This is a genomic window from Desulfovibrio sp. SGI.169 (assembly GCF_050313595.1).
Lineage (GTDB): Bacteria > Desulfobacterota > Desulfovibrionia > Desulfovibrionales > Desulfovibrionaceae > Desulfovibrio.
Map to the genome: position 1 here is coordinate 91,878 of NZ_JBNPLS010000007.1, position 22,370 is coordinate 114,247.

Genomic DNA, 22,370 nt, shown 5'->3' on the forward strand with positions numbered 1-22,370 from the left:
CTCCCGCGCCAGGGCGCGCCGTAAAAAAACGGCAGGCCGCGGCCTGCCGTTTTTTGCATGTGAAGACGGAATGCCTATATGAAGAACACCCAGGTCAGCAGGGCGAACAGCGGGATCAGAATACCCACGGACCAGAGCATGTAGCCGAAGAAGCTGGGCATACGCACCCCCTGGTTTTCGGCGATGGAGCGCACCATGAAGTTGGGCGCGTTGCCGATGTAGGTATTGGCGCCCATGAACACCGCGCCCGCCGAAATGGCAACCAGGGTGGTGGCCATGTCGTTCATCAGATGGGCGGCGTCACCGCCTGCGGTATTGAAGAACACCAGATAGGTGGGCGCATTGTCCAGGAAGCTGGAGAGCGCGCCGGTAAGCCAGAAGTACATGGCGTTGACCGGCTGGCCGTCCGGGGTGGAAACCATGTTGATCAGCGAGGCCAGCGCGCCGTCCGTGCCGGCGCGCAGAATGGCGATGGCCGGAATCATGCTGAGGAAGATGCCGAAGAAAAGTTTGGCCACTTCCTCAATGGGCGCCCAGGAAAAGCCGTTGAGCTCTCGGCAACGCCGGCTGGTGAACTTCAGGGAAAGACCGGCCATGCAGAGCAGCACGATGTCGCGCAGCAGGTTCTGGCCTTCCACGGGCACGCCGTAAATTTCGATCCAGGCGCCCAGCGGGGCCATGCCGGAGGCCAGCACAGCCGCCACCACGCCCAGCAGAAAGAGCAGGTTGATCTTGCCTTCCAGGCCAAGTTTTTCTTGCGTGGCATTGGGGTCACGCGGCGGGGTGGGGCGGCCCTCCCTGTTGTACAGCACTGTGTCCAGCACAAAGAAAACGGCCAGCAGAATCACGGCGAGGCAAAGGGTCTTCAGGAAAAGATGGGTGGTGGTCCAGAAAAAGCTGACGCCCTTGAGAAAGCCCAGAAAAAGCGGCGGATCGCCCAGCGGCGTCAGAGAGCCGCCGATATTGGCCACCAGAAAGATGAAGAACACCACGGAATGCACGCGGTATTTGCGGTGGGCGTTGGCGCGCAGCAGGGGGCGGATCAGCAGCATGGCCGCGCCGGTGGTGCCCATCCAGCTGGCCAGGGCGGTACCCACGGTCAGCAGGAGGGTGTTCACCACTGGCGTGCCCACCAGCGAACCCTTGAGGCGCACGCCGCCGGCCACGGTGAACAGGGCGAAAAGCAGCACGATAAAGGGGATGTAATCCAGCAGAATGATATGCAGAAATTCATACAGGGCGACATTCAGGCCGTAGACGAGAAAGCAAGGCGCCAGAAAGGCCAGGCCCCAGAATACGGCGATTTTGCCGAAATGGTGCTCCCAAAAATGTGGCAGGGCCAGAGGCATGATGGCGATGGAAAGCAGCATGCAGGCAAAGGGAATAACCCAGACGGCCGAAAGCTCGGCGCCCGGGATAGTGGGGTGCCCCGCGGCCGCCAGGGCGGCGCCGGGCATAACCAGGGCAAAGAGCAGGGCTGTCGTCAAGCCCAGAGGCAAAGACCGGAATTTTGACATGGTCGCACTCCTGAATGAAGATGTCGCGGCCCCGGGCCGCACAGAAGACAGATTTTTCTTTTTTCTAGATTAAAAGCAGGCCATTGGCAATGCGCTTGCCTGAAAAAGTTTTTTCTGACACACCTTTCACAAGCATTTGCACCGCAGAAGGAAATCATCGCCATGCCCAAGGAGCCTACCCCCAGGCGCAGAGCGCGCCTGCTTGAAGTGTTGCGCCGTCGCCAGAATGACCTGACCCTGGTGCTGGCCAATATTCATGACCCGCACAATGTTTCGGCCATCTACCGTTCCTGCGACGCCTTCGGCCTCGCCAGGGTTCATCTGTACTATACCGACACGCCCTTCCCGGCACTGGGGCGCAAAACCTCGGCCTCGGCCCGCAAGTGGGTGGAAAGCGTACGCCATGGGAACAGCGCGGAACTGATGGGTGATCTGCGGGGGCAGGGTTTTCAGGTGCTGGCCACCTCCTGTTCGGAAACGGCCCGTCCCCTGCGCGGCTGGGATTTTACCCGGCCCACGGCGGTGATCATGGGCAACGAGCACAGCGGTGTGGAAGAGGAACTGCTCACGCAGGCTGACGGCCAGCTTTATATCCCCATGTACGGCATGATTCAGAGTCTCAACGTCTCCGTGGCCGCGGCCGTCATTCTGGCCGAAGCCGCGCGCCAGCGCGAAAGCGTCGGCATGTACGACGCCCCTCGCCTGAGCGAAGCCGAACTGGAGGCCCGGCTGGAGGAATGGCTGAAAAAATGAGAGGCGTCAGGCCGGGCTCAGGGGCGCCCGTCCGTCTGCGCCCTGTGCGGAAGAACCTGTTTTTCAAAGCTTCTGCCATTCCACTGAAAGCTGATGTCATGGGCCAGGGGCGCCTGGGTCATGCCTGAGCTGTTCCAGAACACCGGCTCGGCCTTAAGGCCGCCCAGCCCCAGGCAGATCAGCACGGTGGGGTTGATGCCCTGCGGCAGTCCCCGGCTCTGATCCAGAAACTCCCTGATGTCCGGCTCCGGCGGCGTGTCGATGGGCACCATGCGGCCCGTGACGTCCACACGCCACAGCTCCAGGGTGCAGATGGGCGCGCCCAGCGTGCCGATGGCCGCTTCAACCGAGCCATCCGCCGTATTGCGGAAGAGCCGCAAAGCCACGGCGCTGTCCCTAAAGGGCAGGGCCGCGAATACCATGACATCCTCGGTTTCCCCGGCTATTTCCCAGAAATCCGAGTGCCCTTCGGTCAGCAGGCGCTGCTTGTCCGCTTCGGAAAGGCCCTCGACCGTGTTTTCAAAAATGCTGACGGGCAGCATGCTAAAAATTCCTCTGGCCGTCATGCCGTTGTCTTCGGCCGCCGCCGCCGCGGGCAGCATGGTGGTCAGCAGGGTCAGCAGAGCGGCGAGGCGCATGCAGTTCCACATGTGGAATCCCTTCCCGGGCGGGCCGGGCTGTTTGATATTTTTATGTCCGTAAAAATTTTTATACCGATTTTGCGCCCGCTTGTCCATGCGCGCTGAAAAATGGCAGCTTGCCAAGAGGGGCGGAGCCGCTTAGATAACTTCCCATGAAAACGGAAAACAAGCCCTGTATTCATATCGAAAAGGCCCGGCAGCACAACCTCAAGAATATCAGCCTGGATATCCCCCGCGACGAACTGGTGGTGATCTGCGGCCCGTCCGGTTCGGGCAAGTCCACCCTGGCCTTTGACATTGTCTACGCCGAGGGGCAGCGCCGCTATGTGGAATCGCTATCGGCCTATGCCCGGCAGTTTCTGCCCCAGATGGACAAGCCGGATGTGGAAAAGATAGAGGGGCTTTCCCCGGCCATTTCGCTGGAACAGCAGAGCGTCTCGCGCAATCCGCGTTCCACCGTGGGCACGGTGACGGAGGTCTACGACTTTTTGCGCGTCTTTTTCGCGCGTCTGGGCCGCATGTACTGCCCCCGTTGCGGCCGCCCCATTGAGGCCCGCGCGGCGGATGAAATCATAGGCGATATTCTGGCCCTGCCGCAGGGAACCAGATTCATGATTCTGGCGCCTCTGGTGGAATTGCAGAAGGGCGCGCATCAGGACAAATTCAAGAGGCTCAAGGCCGAGGGTTTTGCCCGGGTGCGCGTGGACGGCGTCTTTTACACCCTGGACGACATGCCCGCCCTGGACAAGAACAAAAAGCACAGCATTGATCTGGTGGTGGACCGCCTGGTGAACAAGGAGGGCATTCGGGGCCGTCTGGCCGACTCTGTGGAGCTGGCCCTGCGCTACGGGGAGGGGCGTCTGGCGCTGCACGAGCCGGACAAGCCGGAAGGCGGGCGCGATACCATCCATTCCACCACCTCGGTCTGTCCGCACTGCCATATTTCCCTGCCCGCGCCCAGTCCGCAGCTTTTTTCCTTCAATGGCCCGCAGGGGGCCTGCCCGCGCTGCGTGGGCCTGGGCAGCGTGGATTATTTCGAGCCGCGCCTCATCGCGCCCAACCGGGGGCTTTCACTGAGCACCGGCGCGCTGCTGCCCTGGGCCACGGACAGACTGTTCAGCCGTTATGAAAGCGCGCTCAAGGCTCTGGGCAAGCGCTTCGGGTTTACGCTTTCCACGCCGCTGGAGCAGTTTTCCGACGCGGCTCTGGCCGCCCTGTTCTACGGCGAGGATGAACAGGGCAAACCCGTCGCCGGTTCTCTGGGACTGCGCCGCAACTGGATGGGCGGCAACGTGGCCCTGGGCGCGTCCGGCGACTGCCAGAGCGAACATTTCGCCGAGGCGCAACGCGCCCAGAGCGCCCTGAGCGTGAGCGACAAACGCTGGCCCGGCGTCATTCCGCTGCTGGAAAAGGGCATGCAGTACGGCGAGGCCTGGCGGGAAGCGCTGGCCCGCTTTCGCCAGTCCACGGACTGTCCGGACTGCAAGGGGGCGCGTCTCAATGCCGACGCGCTGGCCGTGCGGGTGGACGACCTGAACATCGCCCAGTTCTGCGCGCTGTCTGTGGAGCGGAATCTGGAATGGCTGCAAAAACGCGCATTCACGGGCCGCCAGGCCCTCATCGCGGAGCCGCTGCTCAAGGAGCTGACCTTCCGTCTCTCTTTCATGCGCAATGTGGGGCTGGAATATCTTTCTCTGGGGCGCTCCATGAGCACGTTGTCCGGCGGCGAGGCCCAGCGCATCCGTCTGGCCTCGCAGCTGGGATCGGGCCTGGTGGGCGTGACGTATGTGCTGGACGAGCCTTCCATCGGTCTGCACCCGCGCGATAACGAGCGCCTGCTGGGCACGCTGCGCTCCCTTCAGGCGCGCGGCAATACCGTGCTGGTGGTGGAGCACGACGAGGCCACCATCTGCGAGGCGGATACGGTTATTGAACTGGGGCCGGGTTCTGGCTCGCAAGGCGGTGAAATCATGTTCCAGGGGCGGGTGCGCGATCTGCTGGACACGGCGGACACGCTCACGGCCCGCTATCTGCGCGGAGACGAATCCATCGCTCTGCCCGACGCCCGGCGCGAGGCCAGGGGCGATCTGCTGCTGAGCCATGTGACCACCAATAACCTGCGCGGCATTGATTGCCGCATTCCCCTTGGCGTGCTGACCTGCGTGACCGGCGTATCCGGCTCGGGCAAAAGCTCGCTGGTGGTGGACACGCTTTATAAGCATCTGGCTCTGAGTCTTGGCCTGCGGGTGGATCAGCCCGGCTCCATCGGCGGCCTGCGCTATGAGAGGGGCGGCACGCCTGTGGAGCGCATCGTGTCCATTGATCAGACGCCCATCGGGCGCACGCCGCGTTCCAATCCCGCCACATATACCAAGATTTTCGATGAGATTCGCCAGATTTTTTCCATGACTCCAGACGCGCGCAAGCGCGGCTACAAGCCGGGGCGCTTCAGCTTTAACGTGCGCGGCGGTCGTTGCGAAGCCTGCGGCGGCGACGGCCAGATCAGGGTGGAAATGCACTTTCTGCCCGACGTGTATGTGACCTGCGACGTCTGCAAGGGCAGACGCTATAATCACGAAACCCTGGAAGTGCGCTACAAGGGGTTGAATATCGCGGAGGCGCTGGACCTCACCGTGCATCAGGCCCGCCAGCTTTTTGAAAATTACCCCGGCCTGGAGCGGCGTCTGGCCGTGTTGGAAGAAGTGGGCCTGGACTATCTGCGCCTGGGACAGCCCGCCACCACGCTTTCCGGCGGAGAAGCCCAGCGCATCAAGATATCACGAGAGCTGGGCAAGCGCTCCCTGCCCGGCGCCATGTACATTCTGGACGAACCCACCACCGGCCTGCATATGCACGAGGTGGGCAAGCTTATCAAAGTGCTGCACGCCCTGGTGGACAAAGGGGCCAGCGTGGTGGTCATTGAGCACAATACCGACATGATCCTGGCTGCTGACCATGTGCTGGACATGGGCCCCGGCGGCGGGGAAAACGGTGGCCTGATCGTTTCGGCCGGCACGCCTGAAGCCATTGTGGCCGACCCCAATTCCGTGACCGGCCGTTTTCTGATGCGGGAACGCGCGGACAGGCTCAAACGGCGGAAAGGGCGTTAACCATCTTGCCATGAACGTGGAACGCTTTTGCCGGTATGCGCCATACGCTCTGAGGACGCGCCGCGCAGAACGTTCCGATAAACCGCGCGCCGCAAGAAACACGGCGGGCAGTCCGGCGCGCGCAGCGGGGGGAAGAACATGACCCGGCATATCGTCTGGTGGACGCTTCAGGAAGAGGCGGACGGACGTTCGGCGGCGGAAAACGCCCGGCGCATCAAGGAAGCTTCAGCGTCACTGTGCGGTATTCCCACAGCGCGTTCCGTGGAAGTTTCATATCAGATACAGCCCACGAGCACGACGCCCGCCCAGGTGGTGCATCCGCGCATGACGACATGGACGGCCTGAAAGCCTATGCCGGGCATCCCATCCATCTGGAATTCGGCAAGCTGGTCAGGGCTGTCAGCGCGTCGCGGCAGGCTCTGGATTACGAAATATAGAGCCGTTCACATGGAAATGCCCGTACGACAGTGAAACAGCCGGTGTGGCTCAGCCGTTGTCTTCAACGTTACGGCAAAGAAAGCTGCGCTCTTGAGGCAACGGCGCGGGAACTCCGCGAGACTTTGTCGTGTCCCGCCACGCGGCGGCTCAAGGCCGCATGCCAGTGCGCTATGCTCTCCATACGGGCGCGGCCTTGACGCTTTTTAGTCCGCCAGAATTTCCAGTTCCTCCAGCTTGTCCCACACGGCGCTGAGCACCAGCGCCATGGCTGCGGCAAGACGCGCCTGGGCGCGCGTGTCTTGCGCCAGATGCGCGGCAAGCGCGGGCGCGGCATCGGCCAGACGGCGGCAAAAGAGGGATGGACAGCCGGCCTGCTCGCCGTGCGTCAGCAAGGCCATATAGGCGGCAAAAGGGCCATCCACAAAATCGGCCTGTGCCGGTTGGGCCTCAGGAGCGGCACAGGCGTCAGGCGCGTCTGTTCCCGCCGCGCGCAGCAGCTGGCCTGTCTGCCGCAGATAGCCCACCAGCACGCTGTTGGGCGCGTGCTGCATGAGCCCGGTTGTGACAACGGCATGGGCAAAGGCCCGCCATTCGGCGCAGAGCCGGGCACGCTCGGCCCCGCGCGTGAAAACGGGAGGCAACCCGGCGTTTTCGGCCAGGCGCAGGATGTCGGCTGTTTTACTGTTGAGCTGAAAAAGAATGCAGGCCGCTTCAATGCCCTGAGCCGCGCAGAGTCGTTTTCTGGCCATCAGGACTCCGTGTGATCCTGCCCGGTATGGGGCGTGTTGTTACGGCCTGTTTGCCGTTTTTTCCGGTAAGTGGCGTACCCGGCGGCGCGCAGACGACAGGCCGGGCAGACGCCGCAGCCGTAGCCCCACTCATGACGCTGCCCGCGTTCGCCCGCGTAGCAGGTATGGCTTTCTTCCAGAATCAGTTCCACCAGGGCCGCGCCGCCCAGATTTTCGGCCATCTCCCAGGCGTCGCTTTTGTTCAGCCACATCAGCGGCGTGTGCAGGATAAAACGACCGTTCATACCCAGATTGAGCGCCACCTGCATGGCCTTGATGCTGTCGTCGCGGCAGTCGGGGTAGCCGGAAAAGTCACTCTGGCAGACGCCCAGCGCCAGATGGCGGATATCCCTGGCATAGGCCCAGACAGCGGCATGCAGGATGAACAGCAGGTTGCGGCCCGGCACAAAGGTGGTGGGCAGGCCGCCCGGTCCGTTGGCGGCGATGGGCGCGTCGGAGGTCAGGGCGCTGTCGGCCAACTGGCGAAAAATATCCACATCCAGCAGCGCATCCGGCCCCAGACGGGATGCCCAGAGAGGGCTCAACCCGGCCAGACCCGCGCGCAGCCGTTGGCGACAGCTCAACTCCACGCTGTGGCGCTGGCCGTAGTCAAAGCCGAGCGTCAGAACGCGCCGGAAGCGACTCAGCGCCCAGGCCAGACATGTGGCGGAGTCCTGACCGCCGGAGAAGATGACCAGCGCCTGCTCCTGCCCAAGGGGAGCAGAGGAGGCAATAAGGTCGTTCATGGCTGCGCGGGCCAGAAATGGCAGACCCTGGCCGGCGCGTAACCGGCCAGAAACGCGTCCATCAGTGTGCCGAAATAGACCCGGTTGCGGGGTTTGATGCGTTGGGCGTCCGGGCAGTCCGCCGGGAAAAAACGCAGGGAATCGCGGTTGCCCGTGTAATTCAGGCGCGCCAGCGGCAGGGAGAGCAGATGCGCCCAGAGGCCGCGCCTTTCGTTGATGGCCTGTTCCTGCAGGGCGCGCAGGCGTTCCTGAAGATGCGGATTCTGATCCTGATGCGGGTAGTAAAAAGCCGCGCCCCGCTCGATCATCAGGTCGTTCAGAGAGCGACCATCCTCCAGACGCACGTCGGCCACAATGCGGCCATAGTTATCCCGGTTTTTGACCCCGGCCGCAAACAGGCGGACTTTCTGCCCCTTGGCCAGCGTCTCCAGTTCCTGCCGGGCCTCGCGGGCGTAGTATTGCGGTTTGTGATCACGGGCCATTTCCGGCGTGTCGATGCCCGCCAGGCGCACCACGCGCCGGTCTGTAAGCTTGAGCGTGTCGCCGTCAAAACAGCGGGCCACCACGCCGTCGGGCTGCGGCAGGGGGGGCTGTTCCGCCTTTGCCGCAGCAGGCGGCGGCAGGCAGCAGAGCAAAAGAAGCAATGCGGCCTTGAGACTGTTGCGGAAGCGGGAATGCTCACTGAAACTTGTCACGCGCGCGAACATAATGTGCCCTGTGTCTTTCAGCGGTGCGTCATTTACGATGTCGCCGCCAGCCAGGAAGACCGTCGCCCGCAACGGACACGGAACCGGAGCGGACGGCGCAGCCTGACGCCGCCAGCGGCGAAAAATGCCTGATGTCGCTAATTTTCGTAGTAGGAGCGCAGCGGCTGGCTCCGTACCGGATGCCGCAGCTTGCGCAACGCCTTGGCCTCGATCTGCCGGATGCGCTCACGCGTCACATTGAAGAGTTTGCCCACCTCCTCAAGGGTGTGGTCGCTCTTTTCGGCAATGCCGAAGCGCTTGCGCAACACCTGCTCTTCACGCGGGGTCAGGTCGGCCAGCACGGCGGCCAGCTGCTCGGAAAGCTTGGTGTTGATGACTTCCTCGGCCGGGGCCACGGCCTTTTTGTCTTCAATGAAATCACCCAGGCTGGAGTCTTCTTCATCACCGATGGGCGTTTCCAGCGAGATGGGCTCCTTGGCGATCTTGAGCACTTTCTTGACCTTTTCCACCGGATATTCCATGCGCTCGGCGATTTCTTCGGGCGTGGGATCGCGCCCCAGTTCCTGCACCAGATAGCGTGAAGTGCGGATAAGCTTGTTGATGGTTTCAATCATGTGCACGGGGATACGGATGGTGCGGGCCTGGTCAGCGATGGCGCGGGTGATGGCCTGGCGAATCCACCATGTGGCGTAGGTGGAGAACTTGTAGCCGCGCTGGTATTCAAATTTGTCCACGGCTTTCATCAGACCGATGTTGCCTTCCTGGATCAGATCCAGAAATTGCAGGCCGCGGTTGGTGTATTTTTTTGCAATGGAGACCACCAGCCGCAGGTTGGAGCGAATCAGCTCCTGCTTAGCGCGCATGGCGGCGGTATTGCCGCGCTTGATGCGCCAGAGCACTTCCTCAAGGTCGCCCACATTATGACAGCATTTTTCCTGGAGGCGCTTGAGAATTTCGATTTTGCCGATAATCATCTCCTTGAAGGAGAAAAGCTCGTCCACGCTGAGCTTGAGGTCGCGGGCAGCCTCGGCGGGGTTGAGCTCGCGTTTTTCCAGGCCGTCGAACATGGTCTGAATTTCCGCCTGGGTGCGGCCCGTGGAGAGAATATAGGCCGAGAGATCGCGCTGGCAGTTGTGCATCTGCCGTACATAGTCCTCCACCGTCTCGATAATCCGGTCAATGAGGGTCTTTTCCAGCTTGATGTCGCGCAGGCGGGTGACGATTTCTTCCTTGAAGCTGATAATTTCCTTCTGCGTGGCCGTGACCCGCCGCTCCAGCGTGCAGCAGTCGTCCAGCTTTTTGTAAATCTTGCGTTTTTTCTTGAAGACCTGCCTGATTTCATCCAGCAGCAAAATGACCCGCGAGCGCTGGTTCATTTCATCTTCGCTGGGGTCGTCTTCTTCAATGGTTTTGACCACATCCTTGAGCTTGATGCGGTTCTGGCGCAGGTCTTCCCCCACATTGATGAGTTCTTCCACAGCCACGGGAACTTCCACCAGGGCGTAAAGCACATCCTGTTCGCCCATTTCGATCTTTTTGGCGATAACCACTTCGCCGTCGCGATCCAGCAGGGGTACGGCGCCCATTTCGCGCAGATACATGCGCACGGGGTCGGTGCTGCGGGAGGAGTAGTCGGCTGATTCCTCGTCTTCGGCCAAATCCAGCGTGCCTTCGGACACCTCGTCGTCACTTTCGGCGGCGGAGGCTGAAATTTTTTTGCCGTCTTTCTCGGAATCCACAATGATGATTTCCAGCTGTTCAAAAATGCCGATAATCTCTTCAAATTGTTCGGGCGTGCTCATTTCCACGGGCAGGGCCTTGTTGACCTCTTCAAAGGTCAGAAAGCCGGCGCCTTTGCCTTTGGCGATAAGAGATTGTATTTGCTGGATATCTTTAAGATTACTCATGCCCTTTCTCCAAGGTTTCCTGCAGTGCGCGAAGATAATCCAAATCAGCCGCAAAGTCACCTGTACCGGTATTTTCGCGTAAGGCCGCGGAAACAGATGATTTTTGCGCCGAAGCGTAATAGGCGTCCAGGTCGCGGCGCAGAAATTCCAGTTCGTTGTCGCCGCTGTCGCGGGGCGCGGCCTCTGCGCCCCGGCAGTGGTTCCAGAAGTTTTTTTCGCGTTGGTCAAGGTGGTAGGAGCTTTCTTCCCCCAGTTCCTCAATCTTGTCCCAGAGGCGTCGGGCAATGGGCGACTGAATGGCCAGATCCGCGCCCAGGGCGCGGAGGTCGTCCAGCCGTTCGGGATAGCGCACCGCGTACATCATGATCTGACGGTCGCGCATGTTCTGCCGGGCGCGGCTGGGTTTGGCCGTCCGCTCCGGGGCGCGGCCCCCGCCGCCCTGCTGTTTCTGGCTGCGCCAGGCGGCCAGGCCCTGTCGCAGTTCGTTTTCAGAAAGCTGCAAATGCCCGGCCAGCCGCGATACATAGGGGCTGACCAACTCCGGCACTTCCACCTGCCGCAAAAAATTCCGCGCCCATTCCACGGTTTCGCGCGGGGCCAGGGCCTTGAGCACATCCACACAAAAGCGCAGGCCGTCCGGCGCCCTGGCCTGCAAATCCTCAAAGACTTCGGGGCCGGCGCCGCGCAGCAGGCTGTCAATATCCTCGCCTTCCGGCATCAGCACCACGTTGCAGGCCAGGCCGCGTGTAAGCAGCATTTCGCAGGAGCGCAGGGCGGCCTTGCGCCCGGCGCGATCCCCATCAAACAGAAGCACCATTTGAGAGGCGAAACCCGAAAGACGCTTGATCTGTTCCGGAGTCAACGCGGTGCCCAGCACGCCCACGGCATTGTCGTAGCCAAACTGATGCAGGGTGAGCACATCCATGTAGCCTTCCGTGAGCAGGGCGCGGCCCTTGGTGGTGATGCCGCGCCGGGCCTGAGCCAGGCCGTAGAGATGTTCGCCCTTTTTGTACAGCGGCGTGTCCGAACTGTTGATGTACTTGGCTTCATCCTCTTCGGCGATGATCCGCCCGCCGAAGGCGATGATCTGGTTGGACAGGCTCTTGATGGGAAAAATCAGCCGCCCCCGGAAGCGGTCATAGGCCCGGCCGTTGCCGGACTGACCCAGCAGGCCCGCCTCCACCGCCAGGCGGGCGTCAAAACCCGCGCGGCGCAGCGCGTCAGCCAGAGATTGCCACTGACGCCGCGCCCAGCCCAGGCCGAAGCGCTGCACGATATCCGCGCTCAGGCCGCGGCGTTCGATATACTCCCGACATTCGGCGGCCTCCGGCCCTTGCAGGGCCGAGCTGAAATGCCCGGCGGCCAGTTCGTACATGCGCAGCATCTGCTGCCGGCTGGAACGGCGCTCCCTCTCCTCCCCCTGACTGCCGGCTCTGCCGCGCCCGCGTTCAATGCTCACGCCCGCCTCGGCGGCCAGTTGCTCCAGGCTTTCTTTGAAGTCCAGGCCGTTGATCCGGCCGTAGAAATCAAAAATGTCCCCGGAAGCGTGGCAGCCAAAGCAGTAGAACATGCCCTGCTCCTCATTGACGGAAAAGGAGGGCTTGGTTTCCTGATGGAAGGGACAGGGCGCCACCCAGCGCGGGCCATTGCGCTTGAGCTCCACATAACGGCGCACAATATCCACGATGTTCAGGCGCTCTTTAATGGCGCGGATGGCGTCTTTGGATTGCATGCGGCAGCGTCCCCTGTTTGCCCTGCGCCTTGCCGGCTCCCAATTCAGCTTTCGCGGGTGCGTTAAGTTCGCCTCTGGAGCACTTTGCTTTTGAAATTCACAATCGCAAAAGCGACGCCGCATTTCCCCGCAGAGCGGGGCAGGCGCATGAAAAGGCGGTTTTCAGGCTCACCCGGCGCGGGCGTCCGCTTTTGCGGCCGCCGCAAACTCATGCCTTTTTCAAAAGCAATTTGCTCTAGCGAAACGTCACAATAGTCATGCCGTCGCCGCCGCGATCTTCCGGGGCCAGCGAAAAACGTTCCGCCGCCGGAAAAGCGCGCAAAAACTCGTGTATCTCGCGGCGCAACGCGCCCGTGCCGCGCCCGTGCACGATTTCCACCTCTGAAAAACCGGCCAGCAGGGCCTTGTCCAGAAATCGCTCCACCTCAGCCAGAGCCTGATCAGCGCGCATGCCGCGCAAATCCAGCCGCAGGGAGGCCGGATCGTCGTCGCCGCGCTTCACTGCGGCGCGTGGCGCGACGGGCTGGGCCGGTTTGCCGCCGCTTTCGCGCAAATCCTTCATATCGGCCCAGAGGTTCACGCCGTTCATATCCAGACGCACGCGGCCCCGGCGTTCGTCCACATCCGTAATGACGCCACGCTTGTTGAAGATGCCGTGCAGCACGCTCTGGCCCGGCACGAACTGTTGCGGTCGCGGCGGTACGGACGGCGTCTCCGCTTCCGCCGCCGGAAGCAGAGAAGCGCGCAGGCGGGACATTTCTTTCAGCGCCTGCTTGGAAGTGGCCCGGCCTTCCTTCCAGGCCCGCATCAGCTCAGCGGCCTTGCCCCGCACTTCATCGTGCAGGCGAAGGCGCTCCTTTTCCAGTCGCTCACGGTTCAGTTGCGCGGCATGCCGGGCCTTTTCCCGCTCGGCGCGCAACGCGGTCAGCTCTTCCTCGCGCCTGGCGGCCAGGTCGTTGAGGCGGGCCAGCAGGGCCGTGGCGTCCCGCCCGTCCTGCAACAGATAATGCTCGGCCCGGCGCACAATGGCTTCGGGCAGGCCGCGCTCCCGCGCCACATCCAGCGCCTGGCTGGCCCCCACCTGATCGTACGCCAGTTTGAACAGCGGCTTTTTGGTGGCCGGGTCAAACAGCATGGATGCCGCTCTGGCGCCCTCGCGCGTCAGGGCGTAGGACTTGAGCGCGGGAAAATGCGTCGCCGCCAGTACAAAAGTATGTTTGTCCAGCAATTCGTCAAGAACCGCCTGAGCCAAAGCCGCGCCCTGGGCCGGGTCCGTCCCCGCGCCAAACTCGTCCAGCAGCGCCAGGCCGTGCTGATCCAGATGTTTCCAGGCCTTGGCCAGATGGTCTATCTGGGCCGTGAAGGTGGAAACATTGTCATCCAGACTTTGTTCGTCGCCGATAAAGGCGTCCATGCGGCTGAACCAGGGCAGATGCGAACCCTTGCCCGCCGGGACGGGCAGACCGCTGAGCGTCATGGCCACCATGAGGCCCAGGGTTTTCAGGCAGACGGTTTTGCCGCCCGCGTTGCCGCCGGTGATGACCAGCGCCCGTTCGCCGGGACGCAGCAGAATGTCCAGAGGGCGAACCGACGGGGTGGAGGGCTTTGCGCTCTCGGAACTTCTGCCTCCTCTGGCCGTATCGCGCGCCGTCTCCGCGCCCCTGCCTCGGGCCAGGAGCAGCAACGGATGGCGGGCCTCCAGCAGTCTGATGCCTTCCTCCACCGGCGAGAGGCCGATGCAGCGGCCGTCAAAAAGGCCGGCCAGGCGGCGCTTGGCCTGAAGCACATCCAGCTGGGCCAGCAGATCCAGAGCGGCCCAGGCCCCGGGCAGCTCGGCGCTGAGCAGGTCGCGCAGATAGGCCAGCACCTTTCGCTCTTCCTCGCGCTCTTCGTGCTTGAGCTCCTGAAGGCGGTTGTTGATCTCCACCAGGAACATGGGCTCGAAATAACAGGTTTCGCCTGTCTGGGACCAGTCGTGGATGATGCCCTGCATGCGCCCCTTGAAGTTGGCCTTGAGCGGCAGCACATAGCGGTCTGAGGACAGGGTCATGAACTCGTCCTGCAGATAGGGCAGCATATTGTACTGCAGTGCGAAATCCTTGACCTTGCGCATGCAGTTCCGGTGCAGGCGGCGCAGTTCGCCGCGCAGTCGGTACAGCTCCGGCGAGCTTTCGTCCCTGATCAGGCCATCGTCGGAAATGCAGCGGTTCAGGGCCGCTGTGAGCTGCACGGGCATGGGCACCGCCTGGGCCAGCTCCAGCAGGTGCGGCCAGTGGCGCGGGGCGTCGGGCGTGTCGATGGCCGCGCGGGCGCTCTGGGCCAGGCGCAGCACTTCGCGCAACGCCCAGAAGGCGTCGGCGTCGGGCCGGGACTGAGGGCGCTCAACGGCGCGCAGCAGGCCGCCCACGTCGGGAAAAGCCGTTAGCTGGAAAGCCTTGCCGCCGTCGCCCACGGGCCGGGCGGCCCAGGCGGCGGCCTCTTCATAGAGGCGAGCGGCCAGGGTCACGGCCTCACTGTCCGGCAGGGGGGCGACGGCCAGAGCGGCTTCGCGACCCACGCCCGAGCAGCAGAGTCCGGCCAGATGTTCCGTGATCTTGCCGAATTCGAGGGCGTGGAGGGTGCGATTATGGATCATCGGGGCAGCCTCAAAAAAGTTCTTTTGCCGTCTGACCGCATCTTTCATGCTCTCGTGAAACGCGCGGCGCGCAAGGCCGTCCGCGGCCAGAGCGTTTTAACCTCAAAACATTGCACCGGCGCGTGAACCCGTTGCGTCCGTGCCCGCCGCCTTTTCAGAGCGGCTTGCCTTTGAAAAAGGCATGCTCTTCCGGCGGCCGCGAGCGCGGAAGTCCGCGCCCGATGAGCCGAAACAGCCTTTTTCAGGCCAAATGACGCCGCCGCTTTTGAACGTGTAAATTTCAAAGGCAAAACGCTCCAAAGCCGCCCGCTTCGGCGTTTACCGGCGCAAATGACGCATTTCGATTCCGGGGCGACGGCCGCCGCTCGCGCAGCCGCGAACATTCCCTTGCGATCACCCTATTGCGCAAGCCGCTTTTTGACCGCCTCAGAAAGAACCTTGCCGTCCACACGCCCCTTGTAAGAGCCCATGATGGTCGAAATAACCCGACCCATGTCTTTGGGGCTGGCGGCCTGGAGTTCGGTCACGGTGTTTTCGATAAGCGCCGTCAGCTCTTCCGGGCTGAGCGCCCTGGGCAGATACTCCTGCAGAATTTTCAGCTCGGCGGCTTCCTTGTCGGCCAGGTCGGCGCGATTGGCCGCCCTGTACTGATCAATGGAATCCTGGCGCTGCTTGCCTTCCTTGATGATGACGTCTAGCATTTCCTCGTCGGATAGGCTGCCGCCGGGTCGCCGAAGGTCCACCAGCCTGTTCTTGACAGCGGTTTTCAGCAGGCGCAGCACGGTCAGGCGCACGGCGTCCTTGGCTTTGTAAGCCTGGATGTATTCTTTTTCGATCTGTTCAGATAAGCTCATGACAGTAATGGGGTGGAAGGGTGGAAAAGAAGCGGAAACTGCGGGAAACCCCCATGGGATTTCCCGCAGCGTCTGTCCGGAATGGAGCATGGCCAGAGAAGACAGAACCACGCCGCGCAATACGCGAAAAAAAGCGTTGCGTATGTGGCCTAGGCCATATTCATTTTTCTGATTTTCTTCATCAGCCGCTTACGGGCGGCGGCCTTCTTCTTTTTGCGCATGACGCTGGGCTTTTCATAATGCTGGCGTTTCTTCATTTCAGAAAGAATGCCGGCCTTCTCCACCTGCTTTTTGAAGCGGCGCAAAGCGATGTCGAAGTTGTAGTCATCGTCGTTGAGAAAAACTCCGGGCAAGAACATCACCCCCTTCGGCGGGCAGGCCAGGTTTTGGAAAACGCTGGCCCCGCAAAATGTGGAGATTGCATATAGCGCGCCTTTGGGAAAAAAGCAAGCGCCATCACATGAAAAACCAAGTTTTTCCTTCGATGTTTGTCGCCCCGTTCCGGGCGACAGTTTTCAGCGTGCTTTTCAGAACATTTTCATCCCGCCGCCATGGCTTGTCGGCGGTAAAAGCAGGGCAGACGCGAAATGCCCTTGCGGCGGGAACCGCCCGCGCTCAGACGTTGAAGAGAAAATGCATCACGTCGCCGTCCCGCACCACATAGTCCTTGCCCTCCACCCGCAGCACGCCATCGGCGCGACAGGCGGCCTCGCTTTCATGGCTCATGTAGTCAGCAAAGGAAATGACCTCGGCCCGGATGAAGCCGCGCTCAAAGTCCGTGTGAATTACGCCGGCGGCCTGCGGGGCCTTCCAGCCCTGGCGGATGGTCCAGGCGCGCACTTCGTCAGGCCCGGCCGTGAAATAGCTGCACAGGCCCAGTGTGGCGTATCCGGTACGGATGATGCTCACCAGGCCGCTCTCTTCAATGCCGTAAGAGTTCAGCATTTCGAGCTGTTCTTCCTCAGGCAGGCCTTGCAGTTCCTCCTCAAGCTTGGCGCAGATGCGGGCAAAGCCCGCCTTGCGATCCGCGGCCAGGGCTCGCACCGCATCGGCAAAGGCGTTGCCGTCGGCCACGGCGGCTTCATCCACATTGGCGCAGTAAATCACGGGCTTGGCCGTAATCAGCCCCAATTCGCGCCAGGAGGTCAAAAAGGTTTCGTTATCCGGCAGGGAGAAGGCGGCGGCGGGTTTGCCGTCATTCAGGTGAGCCAGCAGACCTTGCATCAGCTCGGCCGCCGCTTTGGCATCCTTGCTGCCTTTGGCCATTTTTTGCAGCTTTTCCAAGCGCTTTTCCACGCTTTGCAGATCGGCCAGCAACAGTTCCGTTTCAATGGTCTCCACATCGCGCAGGGGGTTCACGCCGCCGTCCACATGGGTGATGTTTTCATCTTCAAAACAGCGCACCACCTGCACAATGGCCGCGCATTCCCGAATGGTGGCCAGAAACTGGTTGCCCAGGCCCTCGCCCTTGCTGGCGCCCCGCACCAGCCCGGCAATGTCGATAAAATCAACGCTGGCATGAATGGTCTTTTGCGGCTTTGCCTTGGCCGTCAGCGCTTCCACGCGCTTGTCCGGCACGGCGACGGTGGCCTTGTTGGGCTCAATGGTGCAGAAAGGGTAATTGGCGGCCTGAGCGTTCTGGGCTTTGGTCAGGGCGTTGAAAAGGGTGGATTTGCCCACATTGGGCAGCCCCACGATGCCGATGCTGAGCGACATGGAGACTCCTTGCGTTATACTGGGGCGCGGCATATGGCAAACCCCGCTCCCGGACGAACCGGAGGCGGGGTTTATATAGTCGCAAAGCGCGCCGGAAGCAAGCCGACGCTTTTTTTACTGCAAGCGGGTATGGACGGTGGGCACTTTGCCGACGCCTGGAGCCTGATCTTCCAGCAGGGGCAGCAGATCGTCGGTAATGGGCACAGTGGCCGCGCCCTTGGCCAGCACCTCGTTGCTGGTGGTGTGGATCAGGATCATGCTGAAGCGCACCTGGTCGCCGCTGACCACATAGGTGCCCGCCAGGATGGCTTGGCCGGCGCCCCGCGCGCTGCTCAGCTTGCGCACCTCGCGGGTCAGAATCAGTTCGCCGGTGCGTCTGTCGAAACGGATATAGGAACCCTTGCGCAACTCCTGATACCGATAGCCCGCGTTGACCAGCCAGCGCGACACTTCTTCCGTCATCTGGCGGGCCAGCGGCGACGCCGCTTCCAGATTATTGATATCGGCCGGCGTGGTGCCCATTATCATGATTCGGGAACGGGCCAGAGCCTGTCTCTGTTTTTTGCTCATGTCAGGGTCGTCGCCCGCGTAGCGCATCATCAATTGCTGATCCATCTGGCGTCCAATGCTGTCGGCGGCGCTGGGCACGGTTCCCGCCGCCGCCGTCAGGGGAAAGAGCAGTGCCGCAACCACCAGAATAATCACGAAAAAACGGCTCATGACCAACCTCAGCGCATGGTGCGCAATAAAAGTTCAACACCGGCCAGTTCACGTTTTATGATCTCCAGTCCGGCATTGCTCCGGCAGGTGGCCAATGCCTGGGCATAGGACTGGCGGGCCAGCTCATAGCGCCCCTGTTCACGGTATTGCCGGGCTTCATCAAGGTAGGTAGCGCTTATGTCCGGCCCCTGATTGGCGGAAGAACGGCCCTGGGGCGGCGTTTCACAGGACGAAAGCTCCTGGCTCATGACGGGAGAGCAAAGCGCCAGCCAGCAGGCGAAGAAAAAAAGAATCAGATGTCGCATGGCGGTTCCGGCATTATTTGCCTTGTTTGATGGCGATGCTGCCGCTGCTGATGGATTCGGCCGGGCTGTGCAGCGGAGGATACAGGGCGCGCCGTTCAGCGCGCGTCGTCACGGCGGCGGATTTGACCACCGGCGCGGCGACCGGAGCGGGGTCGCTCTTGCCCATGCGCGCCACAATGGGCGTATTGACCAGCACAAGCTGGCCGGCGCGCAGCACCAGGCCGTCGCTGGCCCGAACCAGCCGGGCGTTGACGAAGGTGGCGTCCTTATCCACATAGTAGGTGCCCACCACCAGAGCCGCCCATTTCTGCCCCTTGGTGGGAACAATCTGATTGGCGGCCAGAGCCAGATCGTCCCGGCCGCCCTGTACGGAAATGCGACCGGTCAGACGGTATTCGCGCGTGGGGAAGCCGCGCTGGTTAAATTCGTAAAACAGTGATTCAGCTATGAGCCTGCCCAATGGCGAGGAGAGCGACGTATTGTTTTGATCCACAAAAGAGGCGGGCATGGCCACAAAACCCTGCAAGGCGTCGTTGGGCGTCGTGGCCAGCATCTGGTCGGCCAGCTCACGGCATTTGAGTTTTACTTCCACGGCGTCCACATAGGATGGGTCATTGGCCGTGCGGGTGGGGCCGCAGCCTGGAAGCAGCGGCAGCAAAAGGGCGCATAGCAGGAAAAGGCGCGGCAGATTGTGCATGGCAACCTCAATCATGGTAATGGTGCTTATCGTCGGCCTGGCCGGAAACTTGAGTGCGATTCGTGAAAAAGTCCATACGGCATTCGACCTGAAACGCAAAAATTTATGCAATATGCGTTCCAATTATGGGCTTGGCTTGTGCCTGGAAATAGCATACAAGAAAGCCTCAACTGCAAGTATGGGCGGCGGCCCGCGTCGGGCCCGCCATTTTCGCGGTGAGGGAGAGCATGCGCAACATAAAAACCCGCGCCATCCGGCTGGGCGGGCTGGTTGTCGGCGGCGGCGCGCCGGTCATGGTTCAGAGCATGACCAATACGGACACCCGCGATGTGGAGGCTACCCTGGCCCAGATTGAGCGTCTGGCCGCCCGTGGTTGCGAGGCCGTGCGCTTGGCTGTGCCGGACGAGGCCGCCGCCAGGGCTTTGCGGGCCATTCGCGCGGGCACGGCTCTGCCGCTTATCGCGGATATTCATTTTGACTGCCGTCTGGCTGTCGCCGCGCTGGAGGCGGGTCTGGAAGGGCTGCGCATCAACCCCGGCAATATCGGCCCCAGCGAACATGTGGACAGGGTTGTGGATGCGGCCAAGGCCCACAGGGCCGTGATTCGCATCGGCGTCAATGCCGGTTCGCTGGAAAAAGCGCTGCTCAGGCAATACGGCGGCCCATGCCCCGAGGCGCTGGCGCAAAGCGCGCTGGGCCATGTGCGCCTGTTGGAGCGGCGCGGCTTTTACGACACGAAAATTTCTCTCAAATCTTCGTCCGTGCTGGATACCATCGCCGCTTACCGCCTGCTCGGCGCGGCCTGCGACTACCCCTTGCACATTGGCGTCACCGAGGCGGGCGGCCTGCTGCGAGGCACGGTAAAGTCTTCCGTGGGGCTGGGTATTTTGCTGCATGAGGGCATCGGCGATACCCTGCGGGTGTCGCTTACCGCCGACCCGGCCGAAGAAGTTACCGTGGCATGGGAAATTCTGCGTGCGCTTGGTCTGCGCTCGCGGGGGCCGGAAATCATTTCCTGCCCCACCTGCGGTCGTACGGAAATTGATCTCTTCGCTCTGGCCCGCGCCGTTGAGGAGCGGCTGGCCCAGTCCACGGCGGCCATCAAGGTGGCGGTTATGGGCTGCGTGGTCAACGGCCCCGGTGAGGCCCGCGAGGCTGATCTGGGCTTGGCCGGCGGTCGGGACAAGGGCATAATTTTCCGCAAGGGCGAAGTGATCCGCTCGGTCAGGGGGCAGGAAGCCCTGCTCACGGCTTTTATGGAAGAACTGCAAACGCTGCTCAATGAAAAGGGGCAGCCCGCCTGACGCCCGGCGCGGCGGCAAACCTCATACTAAGGAAGCAAGACACATGCGCTTCAGTTCCTGTTACATTCCCACCCTGAAAGAATCGCCGGCCGACGCCGAGGTGGTCAGCCATAAGCTCTTGCTGCGCGCGGGCATGGTGCGCAGGCTCACCTCCGGCCTGTATGTCTATTTGCCTCTGGGCCTGAAGGTCATTGACAAAATTGCGAACGTGGTGCGCGAGGAGGTTAATGCTTCCGGCTTTCAGGAACTGCTCATGCCTATGGTTCAGCCTGCCGATCTCTGGAAAGAGACTGGCCGCTGGGAGCATTACGGCAAGGAACTGCTGCGCTTCAGGGATCGCAACGAGCGCGAATATTGTCTGGGCCCCACCCATGAGGAGGTCATCACGGATCTGGTGCGCGGCGAGGTGCGTTCCTACCGGCAGCTGCCCGTGCGTCTTTATCAGATTCAGAGCAAGTTCCGCGATGAAATCCGCCCACGCTTCGGCCTGATGCGCGGACGCGAGTTTATGATGAAAGACGCGTACTCCTTTGACGCGGACAGCGCCGGGGCCGAACGAAGCTACCGGCTGATGTACGACGCCTATACCCGCATCTTCAGGCGTCTGGGCCTCAGGTTTCGGGCCGTGGAGGCGGACACCGGCTCCATCGGCGGCAGTTTTTCCCATGAATTCATGGTGCTGGCCGACACCGGGGAAGACACCATCGCTTTCTGTCATGACTGCGATTACGCGGCCAATGTGGAGCGGGCCGAAGTGGTCTGGAAAGGCTCGCCCTGCGCGGATGTCTGCCCCGCATATGAAAAGGTCGCCACCCCCGACGCGCGCGGCGTGGAGGAAGTGGCGGCCATGCTGGGCGTTCCCGCCACGGCCATTGTCAAAACCATGCTTTTCAACGTGGACGGCAAAACCGTCGCCGTGTTGGCGCGCGGGGACCGTGAGGTCAACGACGTCAAGCTCAAGAATCTGCTCAAGGCCCAGGATGTGGAACTGGCCGGGACCGCCGCCGTGGAAGCCCTGACCCGCGCGCCGCTGGGCTTTGCCGGGCCCGTGGGGCTGAATGTGCCTGTTTATGCCGACCTGGAACTGCAGGGCGGCACGGATTACGTCACCGGAGCCAACGCGGCGGACGCGCATTTCAGACATGTGGATCTGCGCCGTGACGCCGCTGTCACGGCCTGGGCGGATTTGCGCGTCATAACGGCGGAGGACGTCTGCCCGCGTTGCGGCGGTCGCATTGAACTGACCAGGGGCATTGAGGTGGGGCATATCTTCATGCTGGGCCTCAAGTACAGCGAAGCCATGCATGCGGCCTTTCTGGACGAAAACGGCAAGGAACGGCTGATGATCATGGGCTGCTACGGCATCGGCGTGTCCCGCGTGGCCGCTTCGGCCATTGAGCAGAATCATGATGAAAACGGCATTGTATTCCCGCCGCCGCTGGCTCCCTTTGAATGCATTCTGCTCAACCTTGACCCGCGCGATGCCGAGGTCACGGCCAAGGCGGAAGAAATTTACTCCATGCTGCAAAACAGGGGCGTGGATGTGCTGCTGGACGACAGGGAAGAGCGGCCGGGCGTCAAATTCAAGGATGCTGATCTGCTGGGCGCGCCCATGCAGCTGGTGGTAGGCGGCAAAGGGCTTGCGCGCGGCATCGTGGAATGCAAGGATCGCCGCAGCGGTGAAAAGGGCGAACTTTCCGCGGAGCGCATTGAGGAGGGCTTCTCCCAATGGGCCGCCGCGGTGCGGCGCGGCTGGGAGGCGCAGCAGGCCTGACCCCGTGGGGGCGGGCTGCTCCGGCG

The 22,370-nt window shown here is 62.0% G+C and carries 20 protein-coding genes; 6 read left to right on the plus strand and 14 right to left on the minus strand.

What is annotated here, in order from left to right; all coding sequences use genetic code 11:
- Positions 1–74: 74 nt before the first annotated feature.
- The gene (locus ACQRA4_RS05625) at positions 75–1,517 is read right to left on the minus strand and encodes a sodium:proton antiporter (RefSeq protein WP_427822112.1); all 1,443 of its coding nucleotides are present in this window, start codon (positions 1,515–1,517) and stop codon (positions 75–77) included.
- Between the two features lie 162 nt (positions 1,518–1,679).
- Here ACQRA4_RS05625 and ACQRA4_RS05630 point away from each other — a divergent pair, with 162 nt between their 5' ends.
- On the plus strand, positions 1,680–2,270 hold the full coding sequence (locus ACQRA4_RS05630) for a TrmH family RNA methyltransferase (protein WP_427822113.1): 591 nt from the start codon (positions 1,680–1,682) through the stop codon (positions 2,268–2,270).
- Positions 2,271–2,287: 17 nt separating this feature from the next.
- On the opposite strand, the gene ACQRA4_RS05635 is transcribed toward ACQRA4_RS05630, so the two are convergent.
- A complete protein-coding gene (locus tag ACQRA4_RS05635) occupies positions 2,288–2,920 on the minus strand; it encodes a hypothetical protein (protein WP_427822114.1) in 633 nt (210 codons plus the stop codon).
- A gap of 143 nt (positions 2,921–3,063) precedes the next feature.
- Here ACQRA4_RS05635 and uvrA point away from each other — a divergent pair, with 143 nt between their 5' ends.
- The 3 genes from uvrA (at position 3,064) to ACQRA4_RS05650 (ending at position 6,458) form a co-directional block, all read left to right on the plus strand.
- A complete protein-coding gene (gene uvrA / locus ACQRA4_RS05640) occupies positions 3,064–6,021 on the plus strand; it encodes an excinuclease ABC subunit UvrA (protein WP_427822115.1) in 2,958 nt (985 codons plus the stop codon).
- A gap of 138 nt (positions 6,022–6,159) precedes the next feature.
- On the plus strand, positions 6,160–6,366 hold the full coding sequence (locus tag ACQRA4_RS05645) for a hypothetical protein (RefSeq protein ID WP_427822116.1): 207 nt from the start codon (positions 6,160–6,162) through the stop codon (positions 6,364–6,366).
- The gene (locus ACQRA4_RS05650) at positions 6,354–6,458 is read left to right on the plus strand and encodes a Dabb family protein (RefSeq protein WP_427822117.1); all 105 of its coding nucleotides are present in this window, start codon (positions 6,354–6,356) and stop codon (positions 6,456–6,458) included. Before ACQRA4_RS05645 ends, ACQRA4_RS05650 begins: the two co-directional genes overlap by 13 nt.
- A gap of 204 nt (positions 6,459–6,662) precedes the next feature.
- Here the strand turns inward: ACQRA4_RS05650 and ACQRA4_RS05655 are convergent, their stop codons facing one another.
- The 12 genes from ACQRA4_RS05655 to ACQRA4_RS05710 all read right to left on the minus strand — a co-directional run bounded on the left by ACQRA4_RS05655 (position 6,663) and on the right by ACQRA4_RS05710 (position 19,281).
- Positions 6,663–7,208 carry a serine/threonine protein kinase gene (locus ACQRA4_RS05655; RefSeq protein WP_427822118.1) on the minus strand — a complete coding sequence of 182 codons (546 nt, stop codon included), beginning with the start codon at positions 7,206–7,208 and terminating at the stop codon, positions 6,663–6,665.
- Complete coding sequence (gene queC, locus ACQRA4_RS05660) at positions 7,208–7,993, minus strand: 7-cyano-7-deazaguanine synthase QueC (RefSeq protein WP_427822119.1); 786 nt, start codon at positions 7,991–7,993, stop codon at positions 7,208–7,210. The genes ACQRA4_RS05655 and queC overlap by 1 nt, the downstream gene beginning before the upstream one ends.
- The gene (locus ACQRA4_RS05665) at positions 7,990–8,700 is read right to left on the minus strand and encodes a thermonuclease family protein (protein WP_427822120.1); all 711 of its coding nucleotides are present in this window, start codon (positions 8,698–8,700) and stop codon (positions 7,990–7,992) included. The genes queC and ACQRA4_RS05665 overlap by 4 nt, the downstream gene beginning before the upstream one ends.
- Positions 8,701–8,837: 137 nt before the next feature.
- Positions 8,838–10,607: an RNA polymerase sigma factor RpoD gene (rpoD, locus tag ACQRA4_RS05670; protein WP_427822121.1), complete on the minus strand. Its 1,770-nt coding sequence runs from the start codon at positions 10,605–10,607 to the stop codon at positions 8,838–8,840.
- The gene (dnaG, locus tag ACQRA4_RS05675; protein ID WP_427822122.1) at positions 10,600–12,339 is read right to left on the minus strand and encodes a DNA primase; all 1,740 of its coding nucleotides are present in this window, start codon (positions 12,337–12,339) and stop codon (positions 10,600–10,602) included. Before dnaG ends, rpoD begins: the two co-directional genes overlap by 8 nt.
- Before the next feature lie 235 nt (positions 12,340–12,574).
- Positions 12,575–14,974, minus strand: a complete 2,400-nt coding sequence (locus ACQRA4_RS05680) for an endonuclease MutS2 (RefSeq protein ID WP_427822123.1) — start codon at positions 14,972–14,974, stop codon at positions 12,575–12,577.
- Positions 14,975–15,372: 398 nt separating this feature from the next.
- On the minus strand, positions 15,373–15,828 hold the full coding sequence (locus ACQRA4_RS05685; RefSeq protein WP_427822124.1) for a GatB/YqeY domain-containing protein: 456 nt from the start codon (positions 15,826–15,828) through the stop codon (positions 15,373–15,375).
- Positions 15,829–15,977: 149 nt separating this feature from the next.
- Positions 15,978–16,181, minus strand: a complete 204-nt coding sequence (rpsU, locus tag ACQRA4_RS05690) for a 30S ribosomal protein S21 (RefSeq protein ID WP_009302365.1) — start codon at positions 16,179–16,181, stop codon at positions 15,978–15,980.
- A 262-nt stretch (positions 16,182–16,443) separates the two neighbouring features.
- Positions 16,444–17,544, minus strand: a complete 1,101-nt coding sequence (ychF, locus tag ACQRA4_RS05695; RefSeq protein WP_427822125.1) for a redox-regulated ATPase YchF — start codon at positions 17,542–17,544, stop codon at positions 16,444–16,446.
- Between the two features lie 114 nt (positions 17,545–17,658).
- On the minus strand, positions 17,659–18,264 hold the full coding sequence (locus tag ACQRA4_RS05700) for a FlgO family outer membrane protein (RefSeq protein ID WP_427822126.1): 606 nt from the start codon (positions 18,262–18,264) through the stop codon (positions 17,659–17,661).
- Between the two features lie 8 nt (positions 18,265–18,272).
- Entirely contained in the window at positions 18,273–18,569 is a 297-nt protein-coding gene (locus ACQRA4_RS05705; protein WP_427822127.1) for a hypothetical protein, read from the minus strand.
- Between the two features lie 13 nt (positions 18,570–18,582).
- On the minus strand, positions 18,583–19,281 hold the full coding sequence (locus ACQRA4_RS05710; protein ID WP_427822128.1) for a FlgO family outer membrane protein: 699 nt from the start codon (positions 19,279–19,281) through the stop codon (positions 18,583–18,585).
- A gap of 212 nt (positions 19,282–19,493) precedes the next feature.
- Here ACQRA4_RS05710 and ispG point away from each other — a divergent pair, with 212 nt between their 5' ends.
- Entirely contained in the window at positions 19,494–20,570 is a 1,077-nt protein-coding gene (gene ispG / locus ACQRA4_RS05715) for a flavodoxin-dependent (E)-4-hydroxy-3-methylbut-2-enyl-diphosphate synthase (protein WP_427822129.1), read from the plus strand.
- 43 nt (positions 20,571–20,613) lie between these two features.
- Positions 20,614–22,344 carry a proline--tRNA ligase gene (locus tag ACQRA4_RS05720; RefSeq protein WP_427822130.1) on the plus strand — a complete coding sequence of 577 codons (1,731 nt, stop codon included), beginning with the start codon at positions 20,614–20,616 and terminating at the stop codon, positions 22,342–22,344.
- The last annotated feature ends 26 nt before the right edge of the window (positions 22,345–22,370 follow it).